18 protein-coding genes are annotated in these 18,128 nt (G+C 68.3%); 8 read left to right on the top strand and 10 right to left on the bottom strand.

The window, feature by feature from the left end:
- Nucleotides 1–82 precede the first annotated feature (82 nt).
- The 6 genes from AMD30_RS06920 to AMD30_RS06895 all read left to right on the top strand — a co-directional run bounded on the left by AMD30_RS06920 (nucleotide 83) and on the right by AMD30_RS06895 (nucleotide 6,977).
- On the top strand, nucleotides 83–1,732 hold the full coding sequence (locus AMD30_RS06920) for an NCS1 family nucleobase:cation symporter-1 (RefSeq protein WP_010842275.1): 1,650 nt from the start codon (nucleotides 83–85) through the stop codon (nucleotides 1,730–1,732).
- A gap of 144 nt (nucleotides 1,733–1,876) precedes the next feature.
- Nucleotides 1,877–2,887, top strand: a complete 1,011-nt coding sequence (locus tag AMD30_RS06915) for an alpha/beta hydrolase (protein ID WP_010842276.1) — start codon at nucleotides 1,877–1,879, stop codon at nucleotides 2,885–2,887.
- Nucleotides 2,884–3,744: an SDR family NAD(P)-dependent oxidoreductase gene (locus AMD30_RS06910; RefSeq protein ID WP_010842277.1), complete on the top strand. Its 861-nt coding sequence runs from the start codon at nucleotides 2,884–2,886 to the stop codon at nucleotides 3,742–3,744. The genes AMD30_RS06915 and AMD30_RS06910 overlap by 4 nt, the downstream gene beginning before the upstream one ends.
- 42 nt (nucleotides 3,745–3,786) lie before the next feature.
- Complete coding sequence (locus AMD30_RS06905) at nucleotides 3,787–4,710, top strand: hypothetical protein (protein WP_014927862.1); 924 nt, start codon at nucleotides 3,787–3,789, stop codon at nucleotides 4,708–4,710.
- 10 nt (nucleotides 4,711–4,720) lie between these two features.
- On the top strand, nucleotides 4,721–6,214 hold the full coding sequence (locus AMD30_RS06900; RefSeq protein ID WP_035717198.1) for a flavin-containing monooxygenase: 1,494 nt from the start codon (nucleotides 4,721–4,723) through the stop codon (nucleotides 6,212–6,214).
- A 4-nt stretch (nucleotides 6,215–6,218) separates the two neighbouring features.
- Entirely contained in the window at nucleotides 6,219–6,977 is a 759-nt protein-coding gene (locus tag AMD30_RS06895) for a MerR family transcriptional regulator (protein WP_010842280.1), read from the top strand.
- A gap of 16 nt (nucleotides 6,978–6,993) precedes the next feature.
- Here the strand turns inward: AMD30_RS06895 and AMD30_RS06890 are convergent, their stop codons facing one another.
- The 5 genes from AMD30_RS06890 to mftE are packed head-to-tail and all read right to left on the bottom strand — an operon-like array spanning nucleotide 6,994 to nucleotide 11,693.
- Entirely contained in the window at nucleotides 6,994–7,650 is a 657-nt protein-coding gene (locus AMD30_RS06890) for a hypothetical protein (RefSeq protein ID WP_010842281.1), read from the bottom strand.
- A complete protein-coding gene (locus tag AMD30_RS06885; RefSeq protein WP_010842282.1) occupies nucleotides 7,637–8,068 on the bottom strand; it encodes a PPOX class F420-dependent oxidoreductase in 432 nt (143 codons plus the stop codon). The genes AMD30_RS06890 and AMD30_RS06885 overlap by 14 nt, the downstream gene beginning before the upstream one ends.
- Nucleotides 8,069–8,122: 54 nt before the next feature.
- Nucleotides 8,123–9,472: a mycofactocin system GMC family oxidoreductase MftG gene (mftG, locus tag AMD30_RS06880; protein ID WP_010842283.1), complete on the bottom strand. Its 1,350-nt coding sequence runs from the start codon at nucleotides 9,470–9,472 to the stop codon at nucleotides 8,123–8,125.
- Nucleotides 9,469–11,001, bottom strand: a complete 1,533-nt coding sequence (mftF, locus tag AMD30_RS06875; RefSeq protein WP_010842284.1) for a mycofactocin biosynthesis glycosyltransferase MftF — start codon at nucleotides 10,999–11,001, stop codon at nucleotides 9,469–9,471. The genes mftG and mftF overlap by 4 nt, the downstream gene beginning before the upstream one ends.
- Nucleotides 10,998–11,693 carry a mycofactocin biosynthesis peptidyl-dipeptidase MftE gene (mftE, locus tag AMD30_RS06870; RefSeq protein WP_010842285.1) on the bottom strand — a complete coding sequence of 232 codons (696 nt, stop codon included), beginning with the start codon at nucleotides 11,691–11,693 and terminating at the stop codon, nucleotides 10,998–11,000. The genes mftF and mftE overlap by 4 nt, the downstream gene beginning before the upstream one ends.
- Before the next feature lie 197 nt (nucleotides 11,694–11,890).
- Here mftE and AMD30_RS06865 point away from each other — a divergent pair, with 197 nt between their 5' ends.
- Entirely contained in the window at nucleotides 11,891–13,003 is a 1,113-nt protein-coding gene (locus AMD30_RS06865) for a CaiB/BaiF CoA transferase family protein (protein ID WP_010842286.1), read from the top strand.
- A gap of 202 nt (nucleotides 13,004–13,205) precedes the next feature.
- Here the strand turns inward: AMD30_RS06865 and AMD30_RS06860 are convergent, their stop codons facing one another.
- The 5 genes from AMD30_RS06860 to mftA form a co-directional block, all read right to left on the bottom strand.
- Nucleotides 13,206–14,018: a mycofactocin-coupled SDR family oxidoreductase gene (locus tag AMD30_RS06860; protein ID WP_010842287.1), complete on the bottom strand. Its 813-nt coding sequence runs from the start codon at nucleotides 14,016–14,018 to the stop codon at nucleotides 13,206–13,208.
- A 76-nt stretch (nucleotides 14,019–14,094) separates the two neighbouring features.
- Nucleotides 14,095–15,294: a pre-mycofactocin synthase MftD gene (mftD, locus tag AMD30_RS06855; protein ID WP_010842288.1), complete on the bottom strand. Its 1,200-nt coding sequence runs from the start codon at nucleotides 15,292–15,294 to the stop codon at nucleotides 14,095–14,097.
- Between the two features lie 103 nt (nucleotides 15,295–15,397).
- Nucleotides 15,398–16,693, bottom strand: coding sequence for a mycofactocin radical SAM maturase (mftC, locus tag AMD30_RS06850; RefSeq protein WP_010842289.1), 1,296 nt, complete (start codon nucleotides 16,691–16,693; stop codon nucleotides 15,398–15,400).
- 147 nt (nucleotides 16,694–16,840) lie between these two features.
- A complete protein-coding gene (gene mftB, locus AMD30_RS06845) occupies nucleotides 16,841–17,194 on the bottom strand; it encodes a mycofactocin biosynthesis chaperone MftB (protein ID WP_010842290.1) in 354 nt (117 codons plus the stop codon).
- Nucleotides 17,194–17,301 (bottom strand): mycofactocin precursor MftA, encoded by a 108-nt coding sequence (gene mftA / locus AMD30_RS06840; protein ID WP_010842291.1) that lies wholly within the window; start codon nucleotides 17,299–17,301, stop codon nucleotides 17,194–17,196. Before mftA ends, mftB begins: the two co-directional genes overlap by 1 nt.
- 158 nt (nucleotides 17,302–17,459) lie before the next feature.
- Here mftA and mftR point away from each other — a divergent pair, with 158 nt between their 5' ends.
- Nucleotides 17,460–18,077, top strand: a complete 618-nt coding sequence (mftR, locus tag AMD30_RS06835; protein WP_014927873.1) for a mycofactocin system transcriptional regulator — start codon at nucleotides 17,460–17,462, stop codon at nucleotides 18,075–18,077.
- Nucleotides 18,078–18,128: the final 51 nt, after the last annotated feature.

Below are 18,128 nucleotides of genomic sequence, written 5' to 3'. Positions count from 1 at the left end.
ACAAAGCGTTCCTACATTCTTCCCATCAGCGCGCCAGCACGACATCCGACCCCCACCGCTGATCGGAAGACCAGGAGCACCCATGTCCACACCGCCCACCGGGAACCCCGGGCCGTCGCCTGCGGCCCCGTCGGTTGCGTCCCACTCCGGCGCCGCCGGCGAGAGCGTCATCAAGTCCACGTATGACGACCGGCTCACCAACACCGATCTCGCGCCACTGAAAGAACAGAAGTGGACGTGGTACAACATCTTCGCCTTCTGGATGTCCGACGTGCACAGCGTCGGTGGATACGTGTTCGCGGGCAGCCTCTTCGCCCTGGGCATCGCGGCGTGGCAGGTCCTCGTCGCACTCCTGGTGGGCATCATCGCCGTCAACCTCCTGTGCAACCTGGTCGCCAAGCCCTCGCAGCTGGCCGGCGTCCCCTACCCCGTGACCACCCGGGTGTCCTTCGGCGTCAAGGGCGCGAACATCCCGGCGATCATCCGCGGCGTGATCGCGGTCGTCTGGTACGGCATCCAGACCTACCTGGCGTCGGTCGCCTTCGGCCTGCTGGCGCTGAAGTTCTGGCCGGGCCTCGAACCCTGGGGCGACGTCGAGCAGCACGGCTTCCTGGGCCTGTCCGCGCTGGGCTGGGCCGGCTTCATCCTCATGTGGGTCCTGCAGGCCCTCGTCTTCTGGAACGGCATGGAGACGATCCGCAAGTTCATCGACTTCTGCGGTCCCGCAGTGTATGTCGTGATGATCGCGCTGGCGGCCTACCTCGTCGTCGAGGCCGGGTGGGACAACGTGAGCCTCGACCTGTCGGTCGGCGACGGGCTCTCCGGCTGGTCGTCGATCACGATGATGATCAGCGCGTTCGCGCTCGTGGTCTCGTACTTCTCCGGACCGATGCTCAACTTCGGCGACTTCTCGCGCTACGGCCGCACCTTCGGCGAGGTCAAGAAGGGCAACTTCTGGGGACTCCCGGTCAATTTCCTCTTCTTCTCACTCCTGGTGGTGTGCACGGTGTCTGCCGCGGTCACCGTGATCGGTACCGACGAGGACGGCAACATCATCACCGATCCGGTCCACATCGTCGACCGCATCGACAACACCACCGCGGCGGTGCTCGGCGTGCTCACCTTCGCCATCGCCACGATCGGCATCAACATCGTCGCGAACTTCGTCTCGCCTGCCTTCGACTTCTCGAATGTGGCGCCCACCAAGATCAGCTGGCGGACCGGCGGCATGATCGCCGCGGTCGGCTCGGTGCTGATCACCCCGTGGAATCTCTTCAACAATCCCACCGCCATCCACTACACGATGGACACCCTCGGCGCGGTCATCGGTCCGCTGTTCGGCATCCTGATCGCCGACTTCTACCTCATCAAGAAGCAACGGATCGAGGTCGACGATCTGTTCACGATGGAGCCCCAGGGCACCTACTGGTACCGCAACGGCTGGAACCCGGTTGCCGTGGGCGCCACCATCATCGCGTCGGTGCTCCCCATCAGCGTCGTCATCTTCGGCACGGTGTACCAGGCCAGCTTCACCTGGTTCATGGGCGCCGCTGCGGGCATGGTCCTCTACTGGCTCGGGATGAAATTCGTGCCGGCGCACCTGATCTACGGACGCGCGGCGATCGCGCGGATGACCGGCGACATCGAGGTGACCGACACGCAGGCCGCCCCCGACGCCCCGGTGGCCGCGGAGTCCGCGTCCGCCGTTCCGGAGGGCAGCGCACGCAGCTGACGCACAGGTGAACGACCGGGCCGCGCGAGGACATCGCGCGGCCCGGTCTTTTGTCGGTGTCCGTGTGATGTCGACCGGGCACCACCTCGTCACCGCAGCAACCATGCCATTGACAAATGGCACAGTTGCTGATGGTGTGAGTTGATGCACACCATGTCGACGCCCACCCCGTTGCCGAGCGAGGCCTCCACGCGGGCAACGCTCACCGCCCACGCGACGAGGTGGGGTCTGGGCACGTTCACCGGGGTGATCCCGCTGAACCCACTGGGTATCCGCCTCTCGCGTGGACTCATCGCCGCGATCATGCGCACGCTCGGGCGTACCCCGTCCGGGACGACCGTGCTGAACGTCGAGGAGAACGGGATCTCCGGGGAATGGGTCCTCGGTCCGGGAGTCCGACGCGGGCGAGCCGCGATCTACTACATCCACGGCAGCGCGTTCACGATCTGTTCGGCACGCACGCACCGCTCTCTCGCCGCGCGGCTGTCGCTGGCCACCGATCTGCCGGTGTTCGTCGTCGACTACCGACTGGCACCCGAGCACCGCTTTCCCGCGGCCGCCGACGACGTCGCCGACGGATTCGACTGGCTGCTCCGACAGGGCTTCACACCCGGGGACATCGTCGTCGCCGGCGACTCCGCGGGTGGACACCTGGCCTGTGATCTGACCCTCCGGCGGGCGGTCGCCGACGTCGAGCAACCCTCGGCGGTCATCCTGTTCTCTCCGCTCATCGACCTCACCTTCGGCCTGGCGCGCGATCAGGAGCGTATCCGGCGGGACCCGGCGATCACCGCGGCGGCAGCGGCGCGCCTGGTGGGCCTCTACACCCGTGACGCGGCCGCCGACGACCCACGACTCTCGCTCGACTTCACACCGGCGCGACACCTTCCGCCGTTTCTCGTCCAGACCGGTGGTGCCGAGATGCTCAGCGCCGACGCGCGCCACCTGCACGACGAACTCCGCGCGCACGGCGGTGACAGCCGGCTGGAGATCTGGCCGGGCATGATGCACGTCTTCCAGGCCCTCCCTCGACTGGGCCCCGAGGCCGACGCCGCGCTGCGGCGGGTCGGCGAGTTCCTGACCGACCGAGCGGCGGACCGGCACGCACCGGCGCCGGCCACCTCGGCTGTGCGCATCGTGTCGGACGCGTCATGATCACCGCGGTCGACGGCATCCGGCACCGATTCGTCCGGAACCCGTTGTCGCGGAATGCCAGAGCTGTCGTGACCGGCGCCGGGAGCGGCATCGGTCGCGCGTTCGCACTCGAACTCGGCCGGCGCGGAGGCGAGGTCATCTGCGCCGACATCGACGAGAGAAGCGCCGACGAGACCGCGTCCCTCGTCACCAGCCGGACCGGCCGCGTGGCCCACGCCTTCGGCTGCGACGTCGCGGACCGGAATGCGATGGGCTCACTGGTGGCGTTCACCCGTGACACCTTCGACGGTCCGCCGACACTCGTCATCAACAACGCGGGGGTCGGCATCGGCGGCCGCCCGGTCGGCGACATCGGGTTCGACGACTGGGACTGGGCTCTCGGGATCAACCTCTGGGGCGTCGTGTACGGATGCGAACTCTTCGCACCCCTGCTGCGCGCGGCAGGCCGCGGCGGGATCATCAACGTCGCGTCGGCGGCGGGTTTCGCCGCAGCGCCCGTGATGGCGCCCTACAACGTGTCGAAGGCAGGCGTGGTCTCGTTGAGCGAGACGCTCGCGGCGGAACTGGCACACTCCGGCGTCGGTGTGACGGTGTTGTGCCCGACCTTCGTGAAGACCAACGTGGCGCGGGACGGCCGGATCACCTCTGACGCACAGGATCTCGCAGGGGCGCTGATGCGCTGGACCGGGGTGTCGGCGGCCGGGGTGGCCACGTCGACACTCGATGCCCACGATCTCGGCCGACTGTACGTCCTGCCTCAGCTGGATGCCCGGGTCATCTGGCATCTCAAACGACACTTCCCCGCGTCCTACGTCCGCGGGCTCGGACTCCTCAACCGTCTCCTGCCGTCGTCCTGACGCGTCAGACCTCAGCCGAACGACCACTCGAAAGGACTTGTCATGGCCATCGACCTCGACAACATGCTGCAGAAGATCAAGGACCGTCAATGGGCTCTGGCCGACATCGACTGGGATGCACCTGGGGCCGAACTCATCGAACCGGACCTGCACGCCAAGCTCAAACCCTTCATGAGTGACCTCATGTGGATCGAGAACGTCGGTGCGCGGGGCTTCGCGGCGATGGCGAAGAAGGCGCCGACCCCGACGCTCAAGAGCATCTACGAGCATTTCCACGCCGAGGAGCAGAAACACGCCAATGCCGAACTGGCACTGATGCGGCGGTGGGGGATGCTGGACGGTGACGAGATCCCGTCGCCGAATGTGAACGTGCAGTTGGTGATCAACTGGCTCGACCGGCACTCCGACGACATGTCCCTGTCCTTCCTGGGAACCGTGATCCCCATGCTCGAGGTCGCGCTCGACGGCGCCCTCATCAAGTTCATCACCGACGAGGTCAAGGACCCGGTGGCCCAGGAGGTGTTCAAGCGGATCAACTCCGACGAATCCCGCCACCTGGCAGTCGACTTCGAGGTCATGGAGATCCTCGGGCATGCGGGGCTGCGCAAGCGGACGATCGACTTCGTCGGCGGATGGGTGAAGCCGACGTTCCTGATCGGCGCACTCAGCTACGTACCGTTGCTGAACAAGATGCGCGACAACATCGTCGCGATGGGGGTCGACGAGGAACGGCTCTACAGCGCGATGAAGCGCTATCGGGCAGTGGGCGATCGAAGTGAATACGTGCGGCGTCTGCCCATGTTCCAGGTGGTCGCGTACCACGGCGCGGCGGTGATCAACCGGCGAAATGTGCCCTACCACCTGTTCGCCGACTCGATGGTGAAGCTGACCGACCGCATCCCGTTCGGCCTGGTCCACCGAACACCGACGTGGTCGCAGGAACTGACCTATGAGCCGACGGCCTGAGGGGATGGCGATGCACACCTCGGTGGCCGTCATCGGCGCCGGTTTCGCCGGCATCGGCGCGGGAATCCGCCTCCGGGATCGCGGGATCGACGACTTCGCGATCTTCGAACGCGACGACCGGGTCGGCGGTACCTGGCGCGACAACACCTACCCGGGGGCAGCGTGCGACATCCCGTCGCGCCTGTACTCCTACAGCTTCGCCCCCAATCCGGAGTGGTCACACACCTACTCGCGGAGTGCCGAGATCCTCGACTACATCCGCTCGATGGTCGACGACTCCGGGATCGGCCGCCACATCCGGTTCGGCCACACGGTGTCGGGGCTGGAGTACTCCGCCGAGGAAGGTCTGTGGACCGTCACCTTCGCCGAGGGACACGAGCCGGTACGGGCACGCGCCGTCGTCCTCGCCTCCGGGCCGCTCGCGAACGCCTCGTTCCCCGACATCCCCGGCATCGAGGACTACGCGGGCCACAAGATCCACAGCGCGCGTTGGGATCATGACTATGACTTCACCGGGAAGAAGGTCGCTGTCGTGGGCACCGGGGCCAGCGCGGTGCAGATCGTTCCGGAGCTGGTGGACCGGGCCGCCTCGGTGAAGGTCTTTCAGCGCACGCCGGGCTGGGTCCTGCCCCGTGCCGACGCCCGGACCCGCGAGGCCACCAAACGGCTCTATCGCTCGATTCCGGGCACCCAGCGTCTTGCGCGTTCGCTCTGGTTCTGGGGTCACGAGACGGTGGCACTGGGGGTCGTCTGGAACACTCCCCTGACCCGCGTCGTCGAGGCGGTGAGCAAACTGCACCTGCGGTCCCAGGTCGACGACCCGTGGCTGCGCAGGCAACTCACTCCGGACTTCGCCGCGGGATGCAAGCGACTGCTCATGACCAGCGACTACTACCCGGCCCTCCAGCGACCCAACTGCAAGTTGGTCACCTGGCCGATCGCCCGGCTCGCCGAACGCGGCATCCGCACCGTGGAAGGTGTTGAGCATCAGTTCGATTGCATCGTGTTCGCGACCGGGTTCGACGTTTCCAAGACCGGGACGCCGATCCCGATCACCGGTCTCGACGGGCGGGAGCTGGCATCGGAGTGGGAGCGAGGCGCGTTCGCCTACCGCAGCGTCGCCGCGTCCGGCTACCCCAACCTGTTCTTCACGTTCGGTCCCAACTCCGGTCCCGGCCACAGCTCGGCACTGGTCTACATGGAGGCACAGATCGACTACATCACCGGGGCCGTCGCCCAACTGCTCGACAACGGGTGGAAGGCGCTCGACGTCCGCGCGGAGGCGCAGGACCGATACAACCGGGACATCCAGCGCCGGCTGACCTCGACGACGTGGAATTCGGGCTGCCAGAGCTGGTACCTGACGGAGGACGGGTTCAACGCGACGATGTACCCGGGGTTCGCCTCGCAGTATGTCGGCCAGCTGCGCCGCGTCGAGTTGCGCGACTACCGGATCCTCGTCCACGAGGGGGCTCGGACTCCGGCCGCCGCAGCGTTACAGTGAGGGGATGACAGAGTACCGGATCGACGACCTGGCGCGCGTGTCCGGCACCACGACCCGGAACATCCGTGGCTACCAGGAACGGGGGCTGCTCCCCCAGCCGCTCCGCCGCGGACGCGTCGCCATCTACACCGAGAAGCACCTTCGCAATCTGCGGGCCATCAACAAGCTGCTCGGCAGCGGGTTCACGCTCAAACACATCGCCACGTTCATGACCAATCCGGGTGCTCGCATCGGGGATGCGTTGGAACTCAACGAGATCCTCGACGAGCACTGGTCGAGTACGTCGCGTCCGGAGATCACCCGCGCCGAGCTCGACGATCGGTTCGGCCTGCTGGACGACGCGGAGGTCGCCGCGCTGGTGAGCGCCGGGGTGATCGCCGAGACCGCGCGCGACGGGGTGTACGAGGCCGTCGATCAACGCATCATCGGGAACCTGGCCAGGCTCGTACGACGGGGCATGCAGATCTCCACCCTTGCCGACGTCCACGAACGGTTCACCGGCAAGATCAACGAGGCGGCCGAGATCCTGCTCGCGGTCGCTCACGACGAGGTCGACCGGCGCAAGGGCCCGGGCTGGCTGCCGGAGAACGACGACGACGTGGCCTGGGCGGTGAACCTGCTGGGCGTGATGCGCCGCGTCGGGACCGAGAACGCGCACGCCGCCCTCGACCGCGCCCTCGACACGGCACTGGACCGGGAGCTCTCGGCCCACCAGAGCGCCGTCGACGAACGTGCGGACGCCGACGCGCCGCAGCCGGACTGAACCCGGGCTGACGCACTCAGCGGGAGATGTTGTGCCGCTTCGGGAGTACGACGAGCGACGCGAGGAAGAAGCAGATCGCACCGACGAACGTGCCGGCTGTGGCCGCCACGGCGTCGGCGGTGACGCCGCCCTTGGTCACGAACGCCCCGACTGCCGACACCCCGAAGGCCACGCACCCGATCCAGTTGATCAGCACCGACCACCAGTCGCGGTCGCGGACATCCCATCGGCGCCCCGTGGCGCGGGAGTACCCGACGAAGGCGACCGCACCGCTGATGAGGAAGGCGACCGAACCGCCGGCGTCGGGGGTCCAGACGAGGTGCCGGTCTCCCCAGATCGTGTGTGCGAGGAGTGCTCCCGTGGTCGACACGTTGAAGAGGATGGTGCCGACCGACTGCGTTGCCGCGCTCAGCCATTCGGCACGGATCACCGACCCCGGCGCCGAGGACTGCAGCTCGGCCACGGTTCCGCTCCGAACCAGCTGGATGAACCCGGCCCCGGTGAAGAACCACGCGCCGACGAAGTAGCAGCCGTTGGCGAACCCGGCACCCACCACGTGCGCCAGCCCGGGAGCCGAGCCCAGCGCGAACAGCGCCGACCCGATCATGAACCCCCAGCACTGTTTGGACAGCGTCGGCGTCAGGAACGCGGGCGAGCGCTCACGCGGTGACATCGAGGCTCGCGATGACCTTGCTCGGCTCGATCCAGATGCCCAGCTCGCCGGGCACGCCGTTGCGCGCCCCGAACTCCTCGGCCCGCTCGGCGCCCATGTACCGGGCCCCGCACAGCGACGCGATGCGACGCACCTCGTCCAGGTCCTCCGTGATCCGCGCCAGGCCCTGCACCTGCACGAAGCCGAAGGGCGGCTCGGGCAGGTCGATCGACATCACGACCCGTGGATCACGAAGCAGCGCGCGGCCTTTGGCGGTGGTGGCACCGGTGTTGAAGGCGATCCGGTCACCGTCGAGCACGAACCACACCGGAACGACGAGCGGTCGTCCGTCGGCGGCGGTGTATCCGAGGTGCCCGGTCTTGGTGCCGTCGGTGAGAAAAGCGCGGACGGCGGGATCGGACAGCGTGGGGGCAGACATGTTCTCAGCGTAGATAAGGATGGGACCGGACCGCGAGCGTTCGGCCTCGTCGACTCACCGTTGCGCGAGCACGCCACCGATGCGGCACGCCATCATCATGATCGTCGCGTGCGGACCACTGCGACCGCTGCTCGGCAGGATGGACCCGTCGACGATCCGCAGTCCACGGAACCCGAAGACGCCACCCAGCCAATCGGTCCGGTCCCCCATCGGCATGGTCCCCCAGGCGTGCTGGGAGAACCCGGCCCGATCGGCGATCCGCACGCTCCCCGGTACGACGATGTCGGCGAACTCGGGCGCCTGCAGCATCTCCACGACCCCGGCGGCTCCGGCCCTCAGTGCCGTGGCCGTGTCCGGGTCGGGTTCGTCGAACGCCATCCGCACTCCGGCGCGCTCCGCGACGAGACGTACCGGCGAGTGCCGCATCGCGGTCACCTCGACAATCGGCCCACCCGCGGGAAGCCCTCGGATGTAGGTGGCGAAATCATCTCGGTAGCAGCGCATCTCGAGGCCTTCGTCGGTGTGCAGCACCGTCGGCAGGACCATGCCCGCATCCGCCGGCGATCGTCTCGAGTACGACACCGCCAGACCCCGATGTTCCCCGGCGGTCAGCGACCGCACATCCGAGCGGCCGGCCACGTCCGGCCACGGCAGGTCCCCGAGTTCTGATCGGAGCAGGATTCCCGCGGTCCCGAGCGTGCCCGCAGCGAGGATCACCTCTCCTGCGCTCACCTCCAGCGGTCCCGCACGCACTCCCGTCACCGTCGCGCCCCGGACCGCGACCAGGCGGTCGACCGCACATCCGGTCACCACCCGCAGGTTGGGGCGGGACAGAGCGGGGACGAGATAGGCGTCCGCGGCCGAGCGGCGCGCGAGTCCGCTCCGGTTGGTGAGCACCCGGTTCAGGCCCACCACCGGCCACCGCTGCGCGATCGGACGCACCGGCGCCCGCACCGACCAGTAGTGTTCGAAAGCGCCTCCGGCGTCCCCGAGTTCACTGTCGGGCACGGGTCCGACACCCATGGTGCCCGTCGGGGCGTCCAGTTCGTCGTAGGCGCCGGCGATGGCGTCGGGCTCCCATCCGGCCGGCCAGGAGCCGAAGTCGTCTCGATGCCACCTCAGAAAGTAGCCGCCGTTCACCGCCGACGAGCCGCCGAGCGCCGACCCCCGGGCCGCGGACACCCCGAGGTCGGTGTCGTGGCGGACCGCATGCGGCGCGGCGTCGTCGATCGGTAGTCGCCGCAGGTCCAGATCCGCCGGCGTGGGCAGCCCCGCGGGCCCACGTTCCAGGAGGGCGACCGTGCGACCGGGCTCGCGGGAGAGCCTCTCGGCGAGCACGCATCCGGCGCTACCGGCACCGACGATGACGACGTCGGCGGTGATCGGCCGTTCGGCCGCTGTCATCGAGAGATGACCGGGCGCAACGCTTCCGGGTCTCGGTGGGCGATGACTCCCTGCCAGAGGCCGGCACCGTAGGCGAGGTCGTCGAGCCGGTGCATGAGGATGTACCGCAGCGGGCCGAGCGTGGGCGGACTGGTCGGATCGGCGAGCAGGTCCCGGACCCAGGACACCACCCCCTCCACGATCGCCACCTGCACGGCGAGGACGCGGAATCGCTTCGACACCAGGGCGAGCACCAACGCCAGCGGCCAGTAGTGACGGCAGATCGCATCGGCGGCCTGCAGCAACCCGAACCCGGCCGCCCGTCCGGTCATCTGCGCGGACACCAGCGGCGCCGAGGGCAGGTCACCGAGCCGGCGCCGCATCCGGACCGCGAGGTGGGTGAGGATGATCATCGCCAGCGCGGCACCGAAGCGGGTCCGGGACAGCAGCGCGACGACCGCGGCGGCCATCGGGACCGACATCTTCATCGGCGCCGCGCGGTCACCGTGCCGGGAGGCGAGGTGCGCCGCACCGGTGCCGTAGAAGCACCGGCGCGACAGCACCGAGCGCAGGTCGGTGCGGTGCTCGTGGGCCACACGTGCCACCGGGTCGTACCGAATCCGCCACCCGTCGGCATGCATCCGCCAGCAGGCGTCGACGTCCTCGGCGACGCGCAATGACTCGTCGAATCCGCAGAAAGCGCTGCGCCGCACGACCATCGCGGCACTGGGCACATACGGAGTCCTGGTCGACGGCGCCACCGCGGACTCCTCTGGCCCCATGTCCAGCGACGACCAGCCGTTTTCGTATCGCTCGGCCAGCGATGCCGTCATCGCCTCGGACTGCAGTCCGACGATCCGCGGCGCGACGAGACCCACGGTCGGATCGGAGAAGTGCGTGAGCAGGATCGTGAGCCAGTCCGGGTCGGGCACGACGTCGGAGTCGAGGAACGCCACGAAGTCGGTTGTCGCCGCCGCCGCGCCCGCGTTGCGCGCCGCGGACGGGCCACGATTGTCGTCGAAGCGTAGGACCCGGGCGGTCGGCCGGTCCACCTCGATGGGTGTCATGGAGCCGTCGTCGACGACGATGACCGCCAGCCCATCGAGGGCCTCGAGGAGGCGGTCGACCCCACTCTGATTGTCCCGCACCGGGATGACGACGGTCACGTCCTCGGGCTGCGGGCCGAACATCGGCCGGGGGTTGGCGATCCCCGCGTCCAGCAGGGCGCGCGCCAGACGCCGGGTCACGTTGTCGCACACTTCGATTCGTCCGTCCTCGGAGGTCATTCCGAGTGCGGTGTCGGACATGCGCAGCAGTCGGGTCGGCGATCCGCCGACCAGGTAGCGGAAGTCACCGGCCTTCGCGCACCGGAGGTCGATCTGCACCTGGAACCCGTCGGGCAGACCGGTGTGCGTCACCGCCGGGGCATCCGCGGTCGCATCGCTCTCGCGGTCGGCGGCGCCGGAGTCGTCGCCGGGGGCCGGGCCGTCGGCGCCCGCGTCCTGGTTCTCGGCCCACCGACGTGGAGCCGAGTCGTCGAGGGCGGTCATCCCAGACGCCCCTGATCGTCGACCTGCCACGACTCGAGGGCGGCCGACAGACGTTCGGTGACGTCGCCGACCAGCCGCGCACCGTCGTCGGGGTTCGCGCCCCCCGGGTCACCGAGGACACCGTTGGGACTCACGGCGGCGACACCACCGGACCGCATCGCACCCAGCAGCGCGCCCACCGGCTCCCGATTGCCCGCGACAGCGCGGTCGGGATCGACAACCGATGGCGAGACATGCAGCAGCACAGAAGTTTCGGTGAAACCTGCGTGCGCATCGGCGCCGTCGAAGGCGCACGGGAACCAGGCGACGTCCCGGCCTTCGTACCGCAGACGGGTCACCGCCTCGATCAGGGTCCGGGTGTTTCCGCCGTGCCCGTTGACGAACACCACGCGCGCCGCCCAGCGGCACGCACTGCGGCCGTATTCGACGAGGAGCCCGCGCAGCGCCTCGTGCCCGATGGAGATGGTGCCGGCGAAGCCCTCGTGCTCGCCGCTGGCGCCGTAGTTGAGGTCCGGGGCCCGCAGGAGTCCGGGATGGTCCGATCGCCCGCACACGCGGTCCGCGATGGCAGCCGCGATGCGTGTGTCGGTGTCGAGCGGTAGGTGCGGACCGTGTTGCTCGACCGAGCCGAGGGGCACCAGCAGGGTGACCACCTGCCCATCGAGGTCTGGCCAGTTGCACTGCCCCAACATCGATGGCCCTGTCATTCGACCAATGCTAGCGATGGTGCTTGCGCGTATGTCGGCCTCGCCCGAAAAACGAAGCGAAAAACGCGCCCGGATCCCGCCCAGGACCACTCTGACGAGCGTTCGATCGGTTATGGAATGCTTGGTGCATCCAGTGACACCTGACACAGTGCGCAGTACAACGATCGGGAGGACGACACCCCATGAGCAGTGCCACACCACGCAACAGCGGCAAGGCCGGCCCACTGAGTTCGATCCGGGTCATCGAGTTCGCCGGCATCGGGCCCGGCCCGCACGCCGCCATGCTGCTGGCCGATCTCGGCGCCGACGTCGTGCGCGTCCAGCGGCCCGGTTCGCTGCCCAAGCCGGGCCGCAACGCCGATGCCCTCCTTCGTGGCCGACGCGTCGTCGAGGCGAACCTCAAGGACGAGAACGACCGGGAGACCATCCTCGGCCTCGTCGCCAAGGCCGATGTGATCGTCGAGGGTTTCCGCCCCGGTGTGATGGAGCGGCTCGGGCTCGGACCCGATGATCTGGAGAAGGTGAACCCGGGACTGGTATATGGACGCATGACCGGCTGGGGTCAGGACGGGCCGCGCGCGGAGCTGGCCGGGCACGACATCAACTACATCTCGCTGACCGGAATGCTGCACGCCATCGGACGCGCAGACGATCGCCCGGTGCCGCCGCTCAACCTGGCCGGCGACTTCGGCGGCGGGTCGATGTTCCTCGTCGTCGGCGTGCTCGCGGCGCTGCTCGAGCGTGGGATCTCCGGCCGCGGACAGGTGGTCGACGCCGCCATGGTCGACGGCGCTTCCGTTCTCGGACAGATGATCTGGGCGTTCCGCGGTACTGGGCTGTGGAGCGACACCCGCGGCGTGAACCTCCTCGACACCGGCGCCCCGTACTACGAGGTCTACGAGACCTCCGACGGCAAGTACATGGCGGTCGGCGCGATCGAGCCGCAGTTCTACGCCGAACTCCTCAAGGGGCTCGAACTCGCCGACGCCGACCTGCCCGAGCAGAACGACATCGCCCAGTGGCCCAAGCTGAAGGAGGTCTTCGCCGAGACCTTCAAGTCCCGCACCCGCGACGACTGGGCCGCGGTCTTCGAGGGAACCGACGCCTGCACGTCGCCGGTCCTCACCTTCGCCGAGGCGCCCGCCGACGCCCACATGGCCGCGCGTGCCAATCTCGTCGACATCGACGGCGTGACCCAGGCCCAGGTGGCTCCGCGCTTCTCGCGCACCAAGCCGGAGACTCCGGCGGGCCCGACCACCGAGGCGACCGACCCGTCGACGCTCTGGGCCGACTGACACGTCTGCTCCCCGGGGAGCCGGGAGCGAATGCGACCCACCCCTGCCCCCTGAGGTGCGAGGAGCGCAAGCGACCCACCCCTGCCCCCTGAGGTGCGAGGAGCGCAAGCGACGAGCCACGAAGGGCTTCGCGAGGCACACTCGGAAGCCGCTTCGTGGCTCGCTTCGCTCGCACCAAGTGAGCAACCGGCGGCCGCGCGCGTCAGACCTTCGAGTGCCCCATGTCGATCTGGAACTCGGCAGCGGTGATGCCCTTGGCGCTGTCGGAGGCCAGGTAGAGCACCGCGTCGGAGATCTCGTCGAGGGCGGCGACCGGGTGGTAGTCGAGGATCGACGTGAAATGCGGGTTGACCCAGGGGATCCCGAAGATCCGGTGGGCCTCGGTGTCGGCCACGCCCATCGGGGTGTCCACCGCGTAGGGATGCACGCTGTTCACCCGGATGCGATGGTGCCCGAGCTCTTTGGCCGTCGTCTGCGTCAGTCCGACGAGTCCGTACTTCGACGCCGAGTACGACGCCTGCAGCGGCATCGCCTTGAGGCCCGCAACCGAGCTGATGACGGTGATCGACCCCCCGTTGCCCGCCTCGAGCATCGCCGGGATGGTGGCCCTCAACGTCTTCCACGCACCGACGAGGTTGATGTCGATGACGTCGGTGAACTGTTCCTCGGTGAGCTCCCAGACCTTGCCCCACGTCAGCACACCGGCGTTGGCGACCACGTGGTCGAGACGACCGAACTGCTCGACGGCGTCGGCCACGAGCTGCTGCTGGAAGGCCAGATCACGCGTGTCACCCTGCCGCGCAATGATCTTGCCGCCGACGCCCTCGACGAGACGGACTGTCTCGGCGAGGTCGTCGGCGGTGGCCGCGGGGTAGGTCGCGTGATCGATGATCGGACCCGCGATGTCCAGGCCGACGATCACGGCCCCCTCGCGGGCGAACCGGATCGCATGATTGCGACCTTGACCTCGGGCGATGCCGGTGATGTAGACGACCTTGCCGTCGAACTGTCCCATGGCAGAACTGTAACACGTTCTAGTTATGGTTCCCCAGCGTTCTCACCGGCACGATCTCGGCCGCGCAGAGCACGGTTCAGGCGTCGCCGAACGACCGCTTGAACCCGTCCGGGATGACGAGATCGCCGGCCGAGAGCTCGTGCACGCTCTTGTGTCCCAGCCCCATCAGTACGCCGTCGAGTCCCATGCGCAGGAGATCGAGTACGTTCTCGACACCGGCCTGGCCGTTGGCCGCGAGACCCCAGAGGTAGGCACGGCCGATCATGACCGCGCGGGCGCCGAGCGCCAGCGCCTTCGCGACGTCACTGCCGCGCCGGATGCCGCCGTCGAGCAGGACCTCGATGTCGTTGCCCACCGCTGCCGCGATGTCGGGCAGAAGACGGATCGTGGCCGGGGTGCCGTCGAGGTTGTTGCCGCCGTGGTTGGAGACCGACAGCGCCGTCGCGCCGATGTCCACGGCGCGCTTGGCGTCGTCGAGGCGGGTGATGCCCTTGACCATGAACGGCCCATCCCACTGCTCGCGCAGCCACTGCAGGTCTTCCCACGTGGGCGGCGGGGTGTTCATCCAGGACCCGTACGCCCCGAAGAAGGTCGGCCCCGGCACACCCTGCGGCGTGAGGTTGGGCGCGGACAGATCGGGGATGTTGATCTTGCCGCCCTTGACCCAGTCGAGTGCATAGCGCGGCTTCACCGCGATCTCCGGCCCCAGACGCACCAACGCCTTCAGGTTCACCTTCTCCGGGATCTCCGGGCTGCCCCAGTCCCGTCCGACGTTGAACACCCAGTCGGTCGTGACGATCAGCCCCTTGGCGCCTGCCGCCTTCGCGCGCTCCGCGCGGGCGAGGATGTCGTCCCGGCTGCCGAGCCAATAGATCTGGAAGAAGACCTTGTCGTTGACCGCGGTCACCTCCTCGACCGAGTGCGACGCGAAGCTCGACAACCCCATCGCGGTACCCCGGGCGGCCGCGGCGCGGGAGACCGCGACCTCGCCCTCGGGGTCGACCGCCTGCACACCGGTCGGCGAGATCATCACCGGGAACGAGATCTCCTGCCCCATGACCGTTGTCGCCATCTCACGCTCGGCCTGTGCGCCGACGACGTGCGGTGCCCAGCCGAGTTCGGAGAAGGCACGGACGTTGTCGTCGACGGTGATGCCGGCCTGGGTGCCGGCGACCAGTGACAAGTACACCGACTTCGGCAGACGCTTCTTGGCCCGTCGTTGTGCCTCGGTGACGGTCTCGAACCAGGGGTTTCTCGCCCAGGGGTTGGCAACCATGATCTTTCCTACTCATTCATCTGGCATGAGCGCCTACCCGGCACTCATGGAGACGGGGCGCCGATCGGTGAGGACGGCGCGCCCGTGGTGTACCGCGGGCGGACTACCGCGCGGCAGGGGTGAACCCGGCGAGCGGGTTCTCGTCACAGGACTTCGTGGGGCGCGAGGCCACCGGCGTCAGGTCACCGTCGGGACGACGGGTCATCAGGGTCAGCGGCGTACCACGCGAATGGTCCTTGTTCGCAGTCGGTTTCATGCGGTCTCCGGCGAGGAGTTCTTCGCCGTATCCCTGGACGCACTCCGGGTCGGGTCCGGCCAGCGGCAACCCGGTGAAGAACTTCGCCGCCATGCACCCGCCGCGGCAGGCGTCGAAATGCGCACACTTCGTGCACGCCCCGGCATTCTGCGGCTCGCGCAACTCGGTGAACAGATCCGACCGCTGCCAGATCTCCTGGAAGCCGCCGTCGGAGAGGATGTTGCCGGCGAGGAAGTTCTCGTGGATCGCGAACGGGCACGCGTACACGTCGCCGACCGGATCGATCAGGCAGACCACGCGTCCCGCACCACAGAGGTTGAGTCCCGGCAGGCCTCCGCCGGAGTCCGAACCGAACGCCGACAGGTGGAAGAACGAATCGCCCGTGAGCACCCGATCACCGTGTGCGACAAGCCAGTCGTAGAGTTCGCGCTGCTGTTGCGGCAGCGGGTGCAGGTCGTCCCACACGTCGGCGCCACGGCCGGAGGGACGCAGTCGCGTGATGCGCAGAGTGGCGTTGTAGCGGTCGGCCAGCGCCTTGAACTCGTCGAGCTGGCTGACGTTCTGCCGTGTCATGACGACGCTGATCTTGGCGTCGGCGAAACCGGCCTCGGACAGGTTCTCGAGCGCGCGGACCGCCATGTCGAAGGAACCGGGACCGCGGACCGCGTCGTTGACCTCCGCGGTGGCACCGTCGAGCGAGATCTGGACGTCGACGTAGTCCGACGCCGCGAGTCGCGCGGCCACCTTCTTGTCGATCCGCAGACCGTTGGTCGAGAACTTCACTCCCACCTGGTGACTGGTCGCGTAGTCGACGAGTTCCCAGAAGTCGGGACGCACCGTCGGTTCGCCGCCACCGATGTTGACGTAGAAGACCTGCATGCGCTGCAGCTCGTCGATGATCGCCTTGCACTGTTCGGTGGACAGCTCGCGCGGGTCCCGCTTGCCCGACGACGACAGGCAGTGCACACACGCGAGATTGCACGCGTAGGTCAGTTCCCAGGTGAGGCAGATGGGCGCATCCAGGCCCTTCTCGAACTGGTCGACGAGCCGACCGACTTTCGGCACCTCGCCGGCTGTCGGCGCGGGTGCGCGAAGCGAATTCGCGAATTCGACTGCGGTGGGCGGCATCTCGATGGTCGTCATCGTTGAGGTCCTTGCGTTCGGGGCTGGCAGTTCAGGGCTGGGGCGCCAGGCCGGGCGGTCGGGGCGGGCACCGGTCGCACCGATGCGGATCGAACGGGGCTGCTGCCGGTCGACATCGTCGTGCGGGGGTCGTCCGAGTGGCCGGGGTCAGGCGGGGCGCGGCACGATCATGCCGCTGTCGGCGAGCGCGGTCAGCGCCTGCAGATACAGGGGACGCTGGGCCGGCGAGATCCCGGCGGCGAGGAGCGCGGCCTCTGCGGAGTCGTGGTCGGCGAGGGATTTCACGATGCCCACGACGGTCAGGTTCTTGAGGAACGACAGCTTGCGAGTGCCGAAGTGGTACAGCAGCGCGCCGAACGGTTCCGGCCGCAGCGCCACCTTCGGATTGAGCTGCCACGGCTCGAGCGTGTCGAAACCCGGGGCGTCGGCTGGGGTGTCGAACCGGACCCCGGCGACCGCGGAACGGTCGCCGGAGATCGGATTCGATGTCGGGGCTGACATCAGTAGACCCCGCACATCCCGTCGATCGAGACCTCTTCGACGAGCGACTCGGCGAGGAGCTCGGTGTCGTTCGAGCCGTGGGCTGTCGCGGCGGACTGATCTGCCATGATCCATACCTCCTGGTTGATCGGGTAGTGATGCGGATCACGACAGACTATAGTGGCACTCGGTGCAGAAATCCAGAGGACGCGCGACAACTGTCCGAACGGCCAGGTGAACGGTTGCCTCGCCCCACACGGCACCGGTCCCATAGGGTGAGGTTCCGATGACGACGACGCCGCACGACGATCCGCCCGCACGCACGCCGCCGGGCCGGCGCCCGATCACGTCACGCGCGCAGATCAGCGCACTGGCGATTCATCTCTTCACCATCCAGGGCTTCGAGGACACGAGCGTCGACGACATCGCCGAGGCGGCCGGCATAGCCCGACGCACGCTGTTCCGCTACTACTCGTCGAAGAACGAGATCCCCTGGGGCGAATTCGACGACCACCTCGACGGACTCCGAGCGCTCCTCGCCGGAACCCCGCCGGAGACGCCCATCGCACAAGCACTCGTCGACGCGCTCGTCTCGTTCAACCGGGTACCCGCCGAGGAACTCGACAATCACCGCCGGCGCATGTCACTCCTGCTCGGCGTGCCTGCACTGCAGGCACATTCGATGATCGTCTACGCCGACTGGCGGCAGGTCATCGCCGAGTTCTGCGCCGCCCGACTGGGCGTGGGAGTCGGCGACCACCTGCCGCAGACCGTCGGCTGGCTGTGCCTGGGCGCCGCACTCGCGGCATATGAGAAGTGGCTCGACGACCCCGACGCCGACCTGGAGGCGCTCATCGAGTCCGGCGCACGGACCATGGCCGACGGCGTGGCCTCCCTGGCATGACTACGCTGGCAACGGTCGCCCAGGTGTCGCCGGAGCCCCTCGTGGGACCCG

The organism is Gordonia sp. HS-NH1 (genome assembly GCF_001418765.1).
GTDB lineage: Bacteria > Actinomycetota > Actinomycetes > Mycobacteriales > Mycobacteriaceae > Gordonia.
Note: the sequence above shows the minus strand (reverse complement) of the source record. Positions and strands in the feature narration are given on the sequence as shown.